The sequence below is a fragment of the Pseudomonas sp. MWU13-2105 genome (assembly GCF_023242315.1).
Taxonomy (GTDB): domain Bacteria; phylum Pseudomonadota; class Gammaproteobacteria; order Pseudomonadales; family Pseudomonadaceae; genus Aquipseudomonas.
Window position 1 is genome coordinate 59,914 of record NZ_JALLIY010000005.1, and the last position, 15,735, is coordinate 75,648.

The window sequence follows — 15,735 nt, forward strand, 5'->3', positions numbered from 1 at the left end:
GGCCATGCACTAACTTCGGCCCGGCTGGTCCGCGGCAGAGTCCCCCGCCACGCCCAGATAGTAGTTCTGCAACTGCTCACGTCCGGCCAACTCGGCTGCCGAACCGGCATCCACCACCCGGCCGTTCTCCAGCACAAAAGCATACTGAGCGTAATCCAGGGCAATGTTGATGTTTTGCTCCGCCACCAGCAGACTCAACCCCTCCTCCTGATTGAGCCGGGCGAGGATTTCGAAGATTTCCTCGACCACTTGGGGCGCCAGGCCCATAGACGGTTCATCAAGCAGCAAGAGTCGCGGCTCGGACATCAGGGCACGCCCGATGGCGACCATTTGCTGCTCGCCACCTGAGGTGTAGCCGGCCAGGCGCTTGCGTAGCAGCCGCAACCTGGGGAAGTACGTGTAGATGCGCTCCAGACGTTGACTCAGCACCTTGCGCGATGGCCGCCCGACAAATCCACCGATCAGCAGGTTTTGCTCGACACCCAGGTGAGTGAAGCAGTGCCGCCCTTCAAGTACCTGGGCCAGCCCCGCCAACACCAGGCTGGCGGGGTCTGCATCGGTAATGACTTGCCCCTGATACAGAACCCTGCCCTTGGTCACCTCACCGCGCTCGGCCCGCACAAGACTGGAAATCGCCTTCAGGGTGGTGCTTTTGCCTGCACCATTTGCTCCAAGCAAAGCTACCATCTGCCCCTTGCCGACCTGCAGCGATACATCGCGCAAGGCGAGAATCGACTGTTCGTAGAAAACTTCGACCTGTTCCACGCTCAGCAACGGCGGGGCGGCCTGTAGGCTCTGGTTCATCGGGCCCTATTGCTCCTGGCTGCAGTTGCGCGGGGTAATGCCTTTTTCCTTTGCATACTGGGCCGCGGAAGCCTCGATGATCGGCCGCAGTAAAGCACGGTCGGCCTGGACCCAGTCACTGATCAGGTTCCAGCGCTGACCGTCCCATTGCTGAAAGCGCACGGCACCACCGCCTTCATGATCGGAGCAAGACAGTTTCAATGGCTGCACCAGCCCTTTGGCACCCAATGCCTGCAAGCGAGCGTCATCGAGACTCAGGTGCTCGAAGCCCCAACGCACCTGCTCACCAGTCAGCGGTTTGTCACCATACTTTTCCTGAGCCAGACGCACGGCTTCGACGTTGAGAATGCCGTTCACCACGCCGAGGTTGTAGTACACGGTACCAAAGCGCTTCGGATCGGCCAGGTTACCCTTGCCGGCATCCACCACGCTCTGTTTGATACCTTGCAGCACCGGGAAGTCTGTCCCCGATGGATGGGTGGTGATGGAGATGTACCCTTTGGCGGCGGCCCCTGCCGGTACCACGTCTTCCTCCGAGTTACTCCAGATATTGCCAATGATGTGATCCGCCGGGTAGCCGACCTTTTGCGCCGACTTCAACGCCACCGGGTTCATCACCCCCCAGCCGCGCAGGATCACCCAGTCAGGCTTGAGGCGGCGGATGTTCAGCCACTGGGACTGCTGCTCGTTACCGGGATGCGGGACTTCCAGCAGGGTCAGTTCAAAGCCGGCGTTTTTTGCCAAGGTTTCCAGCACGCCATTGGTTTCCTTGCCATACGGCGAACCATGGTAAAGCACGGCTATTTTCTTGCCCTTGAGCTTGTCTGCTCCGCCTTCGCGCTGGCCAATGTAATTGATGATCGCCGACACTTCCGAATAGGGGTTGAGCTGCAACGGAAACACATAGGGGAAGACGCTGCCGTCGGTGGAGTCCGTACGCCCATGGTTGATGGTGATCAACGGCAGCTTGTCAGCCGTCGAACGCTCGATCGTTGCATAAGCAATACCCACCGACAGCGGGTTGGTGGCGGCCGCTGGCGCACCGTTGAGGCCGCCTTTGAGGCGCTCATAGCATTCAACCCCCTTCTCCACCACGTACTCGGTTTCGCATTCACTCCAAGTCAGCTTGACGCCGTTCACTCCGCCCTTGGCGTTGATGTATTGCAGATAGTCGATAAACCCACCGAAGAAGCCGGTGCCCCCAGCGGCGTACGGCCCGACCCGATAGCTCTGCAAAGGAAAGTACTGTTCGTTGTCAGCCTGGGCGCCGGCGCTGAGTCCTGCTGTGATAAAGGCCAAGCCTAACGCCAGGCGGCGCAGCGGTGTGCGGTGAGTCATAAAGGCAGTTCCTCGTGGGGATCGATGTGGTCAGGGATAAAACAAGTCAGTAACGCAGCGGCCAGACCCGAGCCCGTTGGCGCAAGCGTTGCCAGAGTCGGGCCAGCCCCTCGGGTTCCTTGATCAGGAAAGCGATGATCAGCGCGCCGAAGAGCATCTTTTGAATGTTTTCCAACTGGCCGGAGTCGATCAACCCAGCGGGTAAAAGCGCGCAAAGATTGGCCAGCAGGATCGGAAACAAGACGATGAAGGCAGCCCCAAGAAAGTTGCCGAGCACACTGCCCAGGCCGCCGATGATGATGATGAACAGCACTTGGAACGAGCGGCTGAGGTCAAAGCCATGGGGCTCCACCGTCCCCAGGTAGGCAAACGCCCAGAGCGAGCCCGCGATGCCCAGGTAAAAGCCACTGATGGCAAACGCCAGCAGCTTGGCCTTGAACAGGCGGATGCCGATCACTGCGGCGGCCGTGTCCATGTCACGTACCGCCATCCAGTTGCGACCCAACTCGCTGCGCACCAGGTTCTTGCCCAACCAGAACAACACCACCACCCAGCTCAAGGTCAACAGATAACGACCGCGGGGCGAGCTGAAGTCCAGTCCGGCAATCAGCAGCGGTGGCGAGGTGATGACCCCGGACGCGTTGTCATTGGTGAACCAACTGAACCGGGTCAGTACCCACTCCACGACGAACTGAGCGGCCAACGTCGCAACCAGCAGGTAAAACCCCTTGATCCTGAGGCTCGGCAACCCGAAGAGCACAGCCACCAGCGCCGCGATGCCTCCTCCCAGTAAAAAACTCACCAACAAGGGCATACCCGGTACCCGCAATTGGAGGTTGTAGGCCGCAAAAGCTCCCACCGCCATGAACGCCGCCGAGCCCAGGGATAATTGCCCGGCGTAGCCGGTCAGTACATTGAGTCCCAGCCCCGCCAGGGATAGCACCAGCAGCGGAACCAGAATCGCGCTGAACCAATAGTCATTGCCCAGCCAGGGCACCGCGGTAAAAGCAAAGCCCAGTAGCAGCCACAGGCCCAGACGGTCCTGGCGCAGGCGAAACGTGCGGCGCTCGGCCGAGTAGGTGGTGCTCAGTTGACCGGCTTCTTGATAAAGCATGGAGGCATTCCTTGAAAAAATCAGACCCGCTCAATCGCCCGCTCGCCGAACAACCCGGCAGGACGCACCAGCAAAAACAACAAGGCGAGGACGTAAGGCACCCAGTTTTCGATCCCGCTGCCGATGATCGGGCCGAGGTAGATCTCCGCGACTTTTTCCGCCGCGCCAATAATCAAGCCTCCGACAATCGCCCCGCCGATCGAGGAAAAGCCACCGATGATCAGCACCGGCAAGGCCTTGAGCACCACCAGCGAAAGAGAGAACTGCACCCCAAGCCGGGCTCCCCAAAGCAGTCCGGCCACCAAACCAACGAACCCCGCCACTGCCCAGACCAGTGCCCAGATCCGTGGCAGACGAATGCCCACAGCCAGGGACGCCAGCGGATCGTCGGCGACCGCGCGCAAGGACAATCCAACCCGAGTTTTGTTGAACAGCAGCGACAGGGCGATGACCAGGGTGGCGGCGGTGCCCGCAGCAAACAGGTCGAACTGCGAGAGCAGCATGCCGCGGATTTCAAGTGGCTCATCGGCAATGCCCAGCTCAAGCCCGTGGACCTGTGCGCCCCAGAGGAACTGCGCGAGGCCTTCGACCATGTAAGACAGCCCGAGGGTGGCCATGAACAGAATGATCGGCGGACGATTGACCAGAGGCCGAAGCACCATTTTCTCGATCAGCAAGGCCAGCACCACCATGCTTGCCAGTGTCGCGACAAAGGCCCAGAAGAATGGAACGCCTCGCTCGAGCAAACTGACGAAGGTCAGTGCGGCGAACAGCACCATCGCCCCCTGGGCGAAATTGAACACGCCGGATGCCTTGTAGATCAGCACAAAACCAATGGCGACCAAGGCGTACATGACGCCTGCCAACAGGCCGCCAATCAGCACTTCAAAGAAAAATTCCATGCTCAATGGCTCCCCGTGCGGGTACGCCGCGAGCCCAAGTAGGCCGCGATCACATCAGGGTTCGCGCGCACCTGTTCAGGGGTGCCATCGCCAATTTTTCGGCCGTAATCGAGCACCACCACGTGGTCACAAAGCCCCATGACCACTCCGATGTCGTGCTCGATCAGCACGACAGTGGTGCCGAACTCACGATTGATGTCACGGATGAACTGGCTCATCTCCCCCTTCTCTTCAGCGTTCATCCCGGCCATGGGCTCGTCCAGCAACAACAGTTTCGGCTCCGCCGCCAGCGCTCGGGCCAGCTCCACGCGTTTCTGCAGTCCATACGGCAATTTGCCTACAAGCACATGGCGCCAGGGATGGATGCGCAAGAACTCAATGATCTGTTCTGCGCGGAGGCGCTGCTCGTCGTCCTCGCGAGGGGCACGGCCCAAGCGCAGCATCTGCTCCACCCAACTGCTGCGGCGCTTGAGATTGCGCCCCGTCAGCACGTTGTCGAGAACGCTCATGCCCTTGAACAGCGCGATGTTTTGAAAGGTCCGGGCAATCCCACGCTCGGCGGCCTGGTGCGGACGCATGCGGCGCCGCGTCTGCCCGGCGTAGCTGACGCTACCGTCCTGGGCCTGGTAAACACCATTGATTACGTTCAGCAGCGAACTTTTGCCGGCACCATTGGGGCCGATAAGCGCGCAGATTTCCCCGGTCTTCACGGCGAAGCTGATGGAGGTGATGGCCTTGACGCCCTTGAACGACAAGGAGATGTCATCGAGCCGCAGTAATACGGATTCAGTCGGTGCGCTCATGGGGGGCTCGTCAGACGGAGTGGGAAATCAGGTGGGCCTGGGCTTCGTCGGGGTCCCACTGGGCAGGTGGCTCCTGCCAGTTTCGTGGACGGATACCCAAGGTACCGAAGAACTCGGCGCTCTCCCGGGTCAGCCCGGGCCCCACCAGCAACGGGACCCGCAAGCGGCTCATACCCAGTACGTCGAGCAAGGGCCTGCGGATCAACCAGTAGCCGAGCCAGCGTCGAAAAAAGCCCACATCCGATACGACTGCCCAGCGGTACAGTTGATAACCGAGCGTGCCCGGCAATGGCAGGCGCTCACGAGCCCACTGCTCCAGCCGCGCGTAGGATTCTCGAGTACCCAGCACCAGGGTTGGCCCCAGCTCGCGGCGGTCGGTATCGCGGGTGGACAAGGCTTCAGGAAAGTTGAGGCAGAATCCGGCGCTCAGCCACGGGGCTAACAGGTAACGAGCTTGACCGCTGGCGGCAAACACCCGAGCGGCCAACGCCTCTTCGCCCGCATTCAAACGCTCCTGTTCCACCAGCCCGCGGGCGCCCTCCAGCAACTGCCCATGGCTCATACGCCGGGACCGCTCATGCGCAGCGGAATAAAAAACAAAGGCCGTGCCCGATGATTCATTGGCCGGTGCCGGCACATCGGCCGTTACCCCGCGGGACAATTCGGAATAAGCGATCAACCCATGATCGGCGGCGGCATTCAGGCCACGCCCGTCCAGATACAGCAAGAGTCGTGGCGGGCCATCGACACTACGTATTTGCTGCACCGCGCCCAAGTCCTCAGCCAGCACAAAGCTTGGTTTCAGCCTGCTCAACAGCTTCCGATTGTCCAGCTCAGGGTCCAGTAGAGTGACACTGCCACCCAACCATTGCGCGGCCAGAGCCAGCAACAAAGCTTCGGCCCGGGCCTGGCTGATGACCAGGAAGTCATCATCGCGTCTGAACCCGCGCTGATGCAGCGCGGCCGCCAGACGACTGACATCCTGCGCCAGCTCGTTCCAGCTACGGGTGTGCCAGATACCCAGACGCTTGTAGCGCAGGGCGATCGCAGCGCCTCGGGTCCTCGCTTGCAGCAACAAGGCCTGGGGCAGTGTATGGGTCATGTGGCTATCCTTCGGAGTACTGTCTGCCAATGGCTATAGCAGTCTCCGTGCCACAAAATAAATACATATATATCAATCAGTTAACCAATATCACCGATACGAGATCCTGTATCGCCAGAGCACAGCCTGCTTAATCCCTGTTGCCTCAACAACAGCGCGTCCGTGGCCTCACCTGACCGAGCCACTGCGAGCATCTGTTGCCCAGACAACAACACATCAACACTTGGCTTCGGTCAGCAACAGCACTGCGCTTTGCGAAAACAGAACGAGTCATTACAAATCAAAGACTTAATAAAATGGCACGGTAGTTGCCATCTCAGGGCCATCGGCCACTGCCCCAGACTTGCCCAAGCAAGCAGCTCCTTTACGCAGCCGTGCCGGCCTTGCGTTGCACTATCCGTCGCCTCTTTACCTGACCCAAGGGAACAGGCGTCTCACTGTTGCAGCGAGGACCGTGTTGATGAGTCTCGATATTTTTTGGTTTCTGCCCACTTCCGGCGATACACGTTATTTGGGCCGGTCCGACAGCGGCCGGCCGGCCACCAACGTTTACATGCGGCAAATCGCGGTAGCCGCCGAAAGCCTCGGCTATGACGGCCTGTTGATTCCCACGGGGAGCAGTTGCCTGGACCCTTGGATCACCGCCGCCAGCCTGGTACCTGTGACCCACCGTATAAAGCTGTTGGTGGCGTTGCGCACGTCTCTGGGCAACCCAACAGCATCGGCCCGCCAGGCGGCCACCCTGGACCAAGCCTGCAACGGTCGCCTGCTGCTCAATGTGGTAGCCGGTGGCGACGCCACGGAATTGGCGGCCGACGGCATCTTTCTCGACCACGATCAGCGTTACGAAGCCGCTGGTGAGTTCCTCACGGTTTGGCGTCAGCTACTCAGCGGCGAGACCGTGGACTTTGCCGGCAAGCACGTGCGGGTCGAGGGTGCGCAGAACTTCTTCAAACCCGTTCAACAACCACACCCTCCTTTATATTTTGGCGGGTCTTCAGCGCCCGCCCATGAACTGGCAGCCCAGCATGTGGATGCTTACCTGACGTGGGGCGAGCCGCCTGCCGCCGTGGCCGAGAAGATCGCGGATGTTCGGAAACGGGCGGAACAATACGGCCGCACCGTGCATTTCGGCGTGCGCTTGCACGTGATTGTGCGTGAAACCAACGAGCAGGCGTGGGCCGCCGCAGAGGAGCTGATCAGCCACCTCGACGACGACACCATCGAAGACGCGCAGAAGAACTACGCCAAGATGGACTCCGAAGGCCAGCGCCGGATGGCCGCCTTGCACGGCGGGCAACGCGACAAGCTGGAGGTCTCTCCCAATTTATGGGCTGGTGTGGGGCTGGTGCGCGGAGGCGCCGGCACTGCGCTGGTGGGCGACCCCAAGACCGTGGCCACTCGTCTGCAAGAATACGCCGACCTTGGGGTCGACCGTTTTGTGCTGTCCGGCTACCCCCACCTGGAAGAAGCCTTCCGCTTCGCCGAGCTGGTCTTCCCGCTGTTGGGTAAACAACCGGTCACGATCCAGGATCAAGTACTGACCGGAGGCGCGTTTGACATTCGGGCAAGTAAAAAACTGACCGCAGACGAGGTCGCGGCATGACGGTGATGGATATGCATTACCCCCCGGCGTTCCTGCATGACCGCTTCCGGGCCAAGGTCGCCCAGTCATTCCCGCGGTTGTCCGTCTAACCCCGTCTCTTTATGCGCGCAGGCAGGCCTGTCACTCAAGCCTGCCCGCCCTCTCTCTTTTTCAAGGAGTTCCCTGTGACCTCTCCCAATGATCCTGTTCAGATAGGCCGTCGGCTGGCGGCCGACTGGTCGACCACGGCCGCCGAACGCGACGAACGCGGCGGCACCCCGAAAGCCGAGCGCGATGCCCTGCGCGACAGCGGCCTGCTCACCCTGAGTATTCCCCTTGAATTGGGCGGCCTCGGGGCCAGTTGGAGTGACACCTTGAACATGGTGCGCGAGTTCGCCAAGGTCGACAGTTCGATGGCCCATGTGTTTGGCTTCCAACACTTGATGCTGGCCACCGTGCGCCTGTTTTCCCGGCCCGATCAGTGGCAGCACTGGCTGGAGCAAACGGTCCGGCAGCGCTGGTTCTGGGGTAACGCTCTCAACCCGCTGGACACGCGTACCCTCGCCACCCGAGTTGATGGCGGACGGGAGTTTTCAGGGATGAAAAGCTTTTGTTCCGGGGCCTGCGACTCCGACCAGCTGATTGCTTCGGCGTTGGACGAAGGCCCCGCAGGCAAGCTGCTGATTGCGGCGATCCCCACTCGGCGCGCCGGCATTACCTTGCTCGACGACTGGAACAACATGGGCCAACGCCAGACCGACAGCGGCAGCGCTCGCTTCGAGAAGGTGTGGGTGGCAGAGGATGAACTGCTGCTGGAACCCGGTCCCTTGAGTACGGTGTTTTCCGGCCTGCGACCGCTGTTGGCGCAACTGACGTTCGTCAATCTGTTCCTCGGCATTGCCGAAGGGGCCTTTGAACAGGCTCGTCACTATACAACCCATGAGGCACGGCCCTGGTTCAAGGCCGAGGTCGGCCAGGCGGTCGACGATCCTTATGTACTGGCCCATTACGGGGAGTTCTGGGCGGGCCTGGAGGCGGTACGTGCCCTGGCCGAACGGGCCAACGCCTTATTCGACAAGGCCTGGAACAGCGGCGAACAACTGGTTGCCAACGAGCGAGCAAACCTGGCCCTGGTCATTGGCAGTGCCAAGGTCCATGCCACCCGGGTAGGCCTGGACCTGTGCTCGCGGCTGTTTGAAGTGACCGGCGCCCGCGCCACCAACGCTACTCGGCGCTTCGACCGCTACTGGCGCAATCTTCGGACCCAAACCCTGCACGACCCATTGGACTACCGCATACGTGAACTCGGCGAGTGGGCCTTGAAGCAAAAGCCACCCACGCCGAGTTTCTATTCGTGACTCACGCCATCACGTCAAGCCAGGGTCACTGTTCACCACCACCCACCTGAACGACAAAGTGTTCACCCAGCAATACCTTGCCAGATCACCAGCCCCCCCAAACCCCTTTGATTTCGGGGCTTTTGGCACTAGGCACAGACTGTGCAACGAGGCCTGGAAACCAATGTTCATGCGCCCGGCGCGCTCAATGAACCTAGACAGCAGGAGTTAATCGACTATGGCCTCTCGCATTATCCTCAATGCGTTTGAAATGACCTGCGTGAGTCATCAGGCAGCAGGCACTTGGCGTCACCCGGACAGCCAGGCATGGAAATACAAGGACCTCGACTATTGGGTTGAACTCGCCAAGCTGCTTGAACGTGGCTATTTCGACTCGATATTTATTGCCGACGTGGTCGGTGTCTATGACGTCTATCGCGGCTCGGTGGAAACCTCATTGCTCGATGCCGATCAGGTGCCGGTCAACGACCCCTTCTTTCAAGTGCCGGCAATGGCCACCGTCACCAAGCACCTGGGCTTCGGTGTCACTGCCGCGCTGACCTACGAACAACCTTACGCCCTGGCTCGAAAGTTCTCGACCCTCGACCACCTGACCAAGGGCCGCGTGGCTTGGAACGTGGTGACCTCGTACCTCAACAGCGCGGCGGTCAACCTGGGCCTCAAGCAACAGATCTCCCACGATGAACGCTATGACATCGCCGATGAGTTTCTGGATGTCACCTACAAATTGTGGGAAGGCTCCTGGGATGAGGACGCGGTACTGCGCGACCGTGAACGCGGCATTTTTACCGATCCGGCCAAGGTCCACCCAATCGGCCACAAAGGTAAGTACTTCGATGTACCGGGCATTCACTTGTCCGAACCCTCACCACAGCGCACCCCGGTGATTTTCCAGGCCGGGGCCTCTAGCCGTGGCAGGGCCTTCGCCGCCAAGCATGCCGAAGGCGTGTTCATCAGCCCGGCCACCGCCGAGCAGGCACGTGAAGTTTCCGATGACATCCGCAACCGCGCCGTGGAAGCCGGCCGTACCCGCGACTCGGTCAAGGTCTTCACGCTGTTGACGGTGATTACCGGTGAAAGCGATGAAGCCGCACGGGCCAAATACAACGAATACCTGAGCTACAGCAACGGCGAAGGCATGCTGTCGTTTTACGGCGGCTGGACCGGGATCGATTTTTCCGACTACGACCCAGACCAACCTCTGGAAGCGATCGACAACGACAGCATCCGCTCAGTGCTGGAGTTGCTTGCCACTGCCGACCCCGAACGCAAATGGACCCCGCGCGACATCATCAAACACCGCAGCATCGGTGGCCTGGGCCCGGTATTGGTCGGCGGTCCCAAAACCGTATCCGACGAATTGGAGCGCTGGGTGGATGTCGGCGGTATCGACGGTTTCAACCTGGCCTACGCCATCACTCCCGGGACCTTTGAAGACTTCGTCGAGTTCATCGTTCCGGAACTTCAACGCCGAGGCCGTGTACGCACGTCCTATGAAGGCAGCACCCTGCGGGAAAACCTGCTTGATGGCGATTCGGCCTATGCCGCAGCGGACCACCCAGCAGCACGTTATCGCGGTGCGTTCAAGGATGGCGCCAACACCACCGACCAGACCAAACCGTCGAAATTCTCTGACTTGACCTAACCCTCACTTGCGCTGAAGAGGAACCCACTCCATGTCCAGCTTCCCTACCCTGAACACACTGTCTGTTGGCACTGATTACGAAGCACTTGCACAACGCTTTCGGCCGATTTTCAGCCGCATTGCCGAAGGTGCGGTCGAGCGCGAGCGCGACCGTACATTGCCGTTCGAACCGATCAAATGGCTCAAGGAAGCAGGGTTCGGTGCCGTGCGTATTCCCGTCGAATACGGCGGCGCCGGTGCCTCTTTGCCCCAACTGTTCCAATTGCTGATCGAATTGGCCGCCGCTGACTCCAACGTGCCACAAGCCTTGCGCGGCCACTTCGCTTTTGTGGAGGATCGTCTGAATGCCCAAGCATTCAGCCCCCAGGACGTCTGGTTCAAGCGCTTTGTTGCCGGAGAGCTGGTAGGCAATGCCTGGACTGAGGTGGGCGACGTGAAACTCGGTCAGGTGTTTACCCGCATAAGCCTCCAGGGCACGCAGTGGGTTGCCAATGGCAGCAAGTACTACAGCACCGGGAGCCTGTTCGCCGACTGGATCGATCTCTATGCCCAACGGGATGACACCGGCGCCGACGTGATCGCAGCGGTCCGCGTACAGCAGCCGGGTGTGCGTCAAAGCGATGATTGGGATGGCTTCGGTCAGCGCACCACCGGCAGCGGCACATCCGTGTTTGAAAATGCCGTGGTGGAGGAAGAAAACCTGATCGACTTCTCCACGCGCTTCAAATACCAGACGGCGTTCTACCAACTGACGCTGCTAGCGGTACTGGTAGGGTCTGGCCGCGCGGCAGTGCGCGAAATTGCTGAACAAGTGCGTAACCGCACCCGGGTGTTCAGCCACGGCAATGCACTGTCGGCCCGTGACGATGCACAGGTGCAGCAAGTAGTGGGCAAAGCCTCTGCCCAGATATACGCCGCCGAAGCCACAGCCTTGCGCGCCGCGCAAGCCTCGCAATGGGCTTATGTGGCGCATTTCGGTCGAGATGAAGACAACGAGCGCGCGGCCAACATCGCCGCGGAGCTGGAGTCGGCCCAAGGCCAAGTGGTCATTTCCGAGTTGGTGCTTCGCGCCACAAGCGATCTGTTCAATGCCTTGAGTGCATCAGCTACCCGCAGCACCCTTCAGCTTGACCGACACTGGCGTAATGCCCGCACAGCGGCCTCGCATAATCCGTTAATCTACAAAGAGCGGATCATCGGTGACTGGGAAATCAACGGTACCGAGCCGCCCTTTGTGTGGCAAATTGGCGGTGGCACTGCCCAAAACCGTTAAACATTGGCGGTATGTCCCCGCCTGCACCGCGAGACGTTCGCGGTGTTGTGCCCACTAAAATCATCGATGGCATCCGCCGACAGGCGGGTGTCACGAAAGGCCGTTTTGTCCATAACGTCAGAGCAAGGATGATAAGCAAATATTAATTAGCGTCTCCTCGCGAGTATCTCTCACCCCACAAGGGTCGTAGCGATGATCTTCTCATCCGTTTTGGTCAGCTTACTTTTTGTCTAACGGGTGGTTACGTCCGTCACTCACCGGCACCATGCCCAAGTCTGCAGGGTCAACACCGTCCAAGCAGCCAACATTGTAGGCGCACTGTGACGGATCGATTCGCCTGATGTGGTGGGTGTAGACCCCACAGACGGAGCAGAAACAGTGGCAGGCCTGTTGGGTATTGAAGCGATAGCTCTTCAGCACATCAACCCCTTTCAGGATCCTCAGGCCCGTAAGGGGAACGGTGCCCATGACGGCGCCTCTCCTCTTGCAGAGTGAGCAGTTGCATCGTTTCGGATCAACCACGCCGTTCGGTAACTCCAGCTCAAGTACCACCTCTCCACAGAAGTAGCGGCGTACCTGAACGCCGCCTACTCATCAAGGGGTGCGAGCTAGAGTCGCTTTATAGCAGAGAGATGGGGTAATTAATGAAGATCCGGTTTTCATCAAACTCATTGGTACTGAAACTCCTGCGAATACTCGAATTCCGCCATCTAAAGCTGAGATTTTTTAGCGCGCCGGACTGCACCACATAGGCCAACTCCGATTCTCGACCCCATTCCTTGCCATCTGTGATCGAACCGCTGTGGACATTATCCCCGCTGATATATCGGTTCATTAATGTCAGGCCCGGAACACCGAACACAGCGAAGTCAAGGTCATGGCGTACCTGCCATGAGCGCTCCCGAGCATTATCAAAACTGGAGTTATAACTATCGTTGGCCAACGTTCCACCACTGGTGCCGTTGACCCGCATCCACGCGCTGTCACCGGTGAGTTTTTGCAGGCCCACATAGAAGGTGTTGCCTTTGTACTTGGCCGAAAGCAGCGCGGAAACGGTTTTGTTGTCCAGATCGCCGGCCAGGGCTCTGCCGTCTTCCTTGCCACTGAACAAGCCCAGGTTGGCGCCCAGGGTCCAGTCGCCCACCGGCTGGCTGTGGGTGAGGTTGACGTACTGTTGCTGGTAGATGTCAGTCAGCTCGGCGTACCACAGGCCGACCTGGGTGCGCTTGTCATTGAAGGTGTACTCGCCGCCGCCGAAGTTGAAACGGTCGGAGGTGAACGCGGCTTTGCCGTTCATGAACATGTCTTCCATGTTCCCGTCGTTGCGTGGGCTATTGCCACGGAACTGACCGCCATAGAGGGTCAGGCCGGCGATCTCGTTGGAGGTCACCTGGCCGCCACGAAACGTCTGCGGCAGGGAACGGCCATCGTCGGAGCGCAGGATCGGTAACACGGGCATCCATTCACCCACCTTCAATTCAGTCTTCGACAGCTTGGTTTTCAGCGCCACGCCCAGACGCCCAAAGTTATCGGCGGGGCGGCCGTCGTCGTGGATCGGCAACAGTTGGGTACCGCCGGTGCCTTTGCCACCATCAAGCTTTTGGGAATAAAGACCCAATACATCAACACCGAATCCTATCGGCCCAGCGGTATAACCAGAGCGAGCATCAAGGATGAAGCTCTGTGTCCACTCCTCGGCTTTGTTCTGTGGTGCGGTGCTCTTGGGATAGGCAGGATTGATGAAGTTGCGATTGATGTAAGCGTTGCGCAAATTGAGGGTGGCCGTAGCGCCATCGACAAAGCCGCTATTTTGGTCAGCTTGAACAGCGGCTGACGAACCCGCGCAGAACGCAAGAGTCAGACTGATCAGAGATTGATGTGCAGGCACGCGGCGGATAGTAACCGAGTAGCGCATGATGTTTCCTCACAATGAGTTATTATTGTTTTTGTTGCGTTTTTTAGCTCGTGACAACGCATGCACAGACGGCTCGAAGAGCCAACTTCCGAGTGATTGTGGAAATTCTTATCTGCCTTGTAATAGTTCGCCATTAAACAATTTGATAATTATTTAATGGCGCCGCAAGCAATACCCGAGCGTGCGCAGACGCGAGCCTGACTCAATGCCTGTAATGGCACGCTCGTGGAAAATTGCTTGAGAACAACGACTGGAAGTTAAAACGTGCTCGAACGGTCGGCGATCAACCCGCACTCCCTGGTGTTTTGCAACGTGTGTATTCCAATTGATAAAGCGTGCTTTCCGCTCCCATCGATTGCCCCTCCAACAGCCGTTGCAACTGCGCCACAAAAGACTCGCCGGCGACACGAACGTAGTCGGGTGCGCAGCCTTCGATCATGACGATCCAGGCCGGTATCTGGGTCCCTTCGGAGCGAGCCTTTTTCTCTGCGGTTTCAACCTTGCTCACGGCCTCATCAGCCACACACAAATGCACGCCCGTAATACCCTGTTTATCCGCAAGGGGAGGCAGCACGCGTTGGCGCAATGCGTCTGACACCGATTTATGCTGCCCTTCGACAACATCGAAACGAACCGTTAACAAATACGCGCCCTGCCCCACACCGCTGGTGTAAGTGACTTCGCAAATGGATCGCGCGACGTTGCGATAAGATTTCACCGATTGCTGGGTCCACGCCGTCGGCGTGTTGAGACGCGATAAATAATCCTGCCCTCCCAACACCTGCACAGAATCAGCCTCATAAAGGTTGAAATAAGTTGGTCCGGCATCCAAAGCGATGTACCGGCGTCCCCGCAAAAAGCCCGGAATTCCAGCCCGCTCGGGCATGTGCTCACGGTTATGCCACTCATAGAACTCGTCCCGCGCTTCGGGCAAAAGATCATGCCAGATCGCGACTACACCTGTTCCTGCAAAGCTCATAGCGTTTTCCTTTAGTGATAGTCAGTCAACATTGGGATGGCGACCCGCGCCCCATGCAGCCCCCATTTCAGCAACGTAAGGAACCACGGTCTGAAATTGTTCACCCAACCCTTGGCCGCCGACACGCATGGTGTCACCCGCCTTGAGGAATACCGGTGGCTTCTGCCCGAGCCCCACACCTGGCGGCGTACCGGTAATAATGACGTCACCCGGCATTAGCGGCATGAAGCGACTGAGGTAGGCGACAATATGTGCGACGCTGAAAATCATCGTACGGGTATTGCCGGTCTGGAGACGTTTGCCGTTCACGTCGAGCCAGAGGTCAAGTGCCTGCGGATCGGTAATTTCGTCACGGGTGACTAACCAAGGTCCCAGTGGAGCGAAAGAAAAACCACTTTTCCCCTTGGCCCACTGACCTTCGTACTCAAGCTGATAAGCCCGCTCGGAAACATCATTGGCCAGGCAATAACCGGCAATGTGATTCAACGCCTGCGACTCATCGATCTGCCAGGCAGGCGTACCGATGACGATGGCCAGTTCGACTTCCCAATCCAGTTTCTGAGCGCCCGTTGGCAAGATGACCGGGTCATTGGGTCCGCTGATGGACGCGGTGTGTTTGTTGAAGACCACCGGTTGGCTCGGGATAGGCGTATTCGTCTCAGCCGCGTGATCGGAGTAGTTCAGACCGATGCAAATCAGGTTCGGTACACTGCCTACGCATGGACCAAGACGCGTGCCAGGCGCCACCACTGGTAGCTTTTCAACGTCAACCGCGCGCAGTTTTTCAAGCACTGACGGGCTCAGGGCCGACGCATCGATGTCATCGACAATGCCTGAGAGGTCTCGAACGATCCCTTGCGAATCCAAGATTCCCGGCTGTTCCTGCCCCGGTAAACCAAAACGAACTAAGCGCATTT

At 59.1% G+C, this 15,735-nt stretch carries 13 protein-coding genes; 4 read left to right on the top strand and 9 right to left on the bottom strand.

The annotated features are described in order from the left end of the window. Positions 1-9: 9 nt before the first annotated feature. Genes M5B96_RS08390 through M5B96_RS08415 form a run of 6 tightly spaced genes read right to left on the bottom strand, consistent with a single transcriptional unit; the run spans position 10 to position 6,063 of the window. Positions 10-804, bottom strand: a complete 795-nt coding sequence (locus tag M5B96_RS08390; RefSeq protein ID WP_248796219.1) for an ABC transporter ATP-binding protein — start codon at positions 802-804, stop codon at positions 10-12. Positions 805-810: 6 nt separating this feature from the next. Next, on the bottom strand, positions 811-2,142 hold the full coding sequence (locus M5B96_RS08395; protein ID WP_248796220.1) for an ABC transporter substrate-binding protein: 1,332 nt from the start codon (positions 2,140-2,142) through the stop codon (positions 811-813). A 46-nt stretch (positions 2,143-2,188) separates the two neighbouring features. Beyond that, positions 2,189-3,256 (bottom strand): branched-chain amino acid ABC transporter permease, encoded by a 1,068-nt coding sequence (locus M5B96_RS08400; protein ID WP_248796221.1) that lies wholly within the window; start codon positions 3,254-3,256, stop codon positions 2,189-2,191. Between the two features lie 20 nt (positions 3,257-3,276). Further along, positions 3,277-4,158, bottom strand: a complete 882-nt coding sequence (locus M5B96_RS08405; RefSeq protein WP_248796222.1) for a branched-chain amino acid ABC transporter permease — start codon at positions 4,156-4,158, stop codon at positions 3,277-3,279. A gap of 2 nt (positions 4,159-4,160) precedes the next feature. Further along, positions 4,161-4,961, bottom strand: coding sequence for an ABC transporter ATP-binding protein (locus tag M5B96_RS08410; protein ID WP_248796223.1), 801 nt, complete (start codon positions 4,959-4,961; stop codon positions 4,161-4,163). A 10-nt stretch (positions 4,962-4,971) separates the two neighbouring features. Beyond that, the gene (locus tag M5B96_RS08415; protein ID WP_248796224.1) at positions 4,972-6,063 is read right to left on the bottom strand and encodes an AMP-binding protein; all 1,092 of its coding nucleotides are present in this window, start codon (positions 6,061-6,063) and stop codon (positions 4,972-4,974) included. Between the two features lie 460 nt (positions 6,064-6,523). On the opposite strand from M5B96_RS08415, the gene ssuD reads away from it, so the two are divergent. From ssuD to M5B96_RS08435, 4 genes are all read left to right on the top strand, one after another. Next, positions 6,524-7,669, top strand: a complete 1,146-nt coding sequence (gene ssuD / locus M5B96_RS08420) for an FMNH2-dependent alkanesulfonate monooxygenase (protein ID WP_248796225.1) — start codon at positions 6,524-6,526, stop codon at positions 7,667-7,669. A 164-nt stretch (positions 7,670-7,833) separates the two neighbouring features. Then, positions 7,834-9,006: an acyl-CoA dehydrogenase family protein gene (locus M5B96_RS08425; protein WP_248796226.1), complete on the top strand. Its 1,173-nt coding sequence runs from the start codon at positions 7,834-7,836 to the stop codon at positions 9,004-9,006. A 217-nt stretch (positions 9,007-9,223) separates the two neighbouring features. Next, entirely contained in the window at positions 9,224-10,651 is a 1,428-nt protein-coding gene (locus M5B96_RS08430; RefSeq protein ID WP_248796227.1) for an LLM class flavin-dependent oxidoreductase, read from the top strand. Positions 10,652-10,682: 31 nt separating this feature from the next. Next, on the top strand, positions 10,683-11,924 hold the full coding sequence (locus tag M5B96_RS08435) for an acyl-CoA dehydrogenase family protein (RefSeq protein ID WP_248796228.1): 1,242 nt from the start codon (positions 10,683-10,685) through the stop codon (positions 11,922-11,924). A 619-nt stretch (positions 11,925-12,543) separates the two neighbouring features. On the opposite strand, the gene M5B96_RS08445 is transcribed toward M5B96_RS08435, so the two are convergent. From M5B96_RS08445 to M5B96_RS08455, 3 genes are all read right to left on the bottom strand, one after another. Next, positions 12,544-13,839, bottom strand: a complete 1,296-nt coding sequence (locus M5B96_RS08445; RefSeq protein ID WP_248796230.1) for an OprD family porin — start codon at positions 13,837-13,839, stop codon at positions 12,544-12,546. A gap of 283 nt (positions 13,840-14,122) precedes the next feature. Beyond that, positions 14,123-14,818: a DUF4286 family protein gene (locus tag M5B96_RS08450; RefSeq protein ID WP_248796231.1), complete on the bottom strand. Its 696-nt coding sequence runs from the start codon at positions 14,816-14,818 to the stop codon at positions 14,123-14,125. A 21-nt stretch (positions 14,819-14,839) separates the two neighbouring features. Beyond that, positions 14,840-15,733 (bottom strand): fumarylacetoacetate hydrolase family protein, encoded by an 894-nt coding sequence (locus tag M5B96_RS08455; protein WP_248796232.1) that lies wholly within the window; start codon positions 15,731-15,733, stop codon positions 14,840-14,842. Positions 15,734-15,735 lie beyond the last annotated feature (2 nt).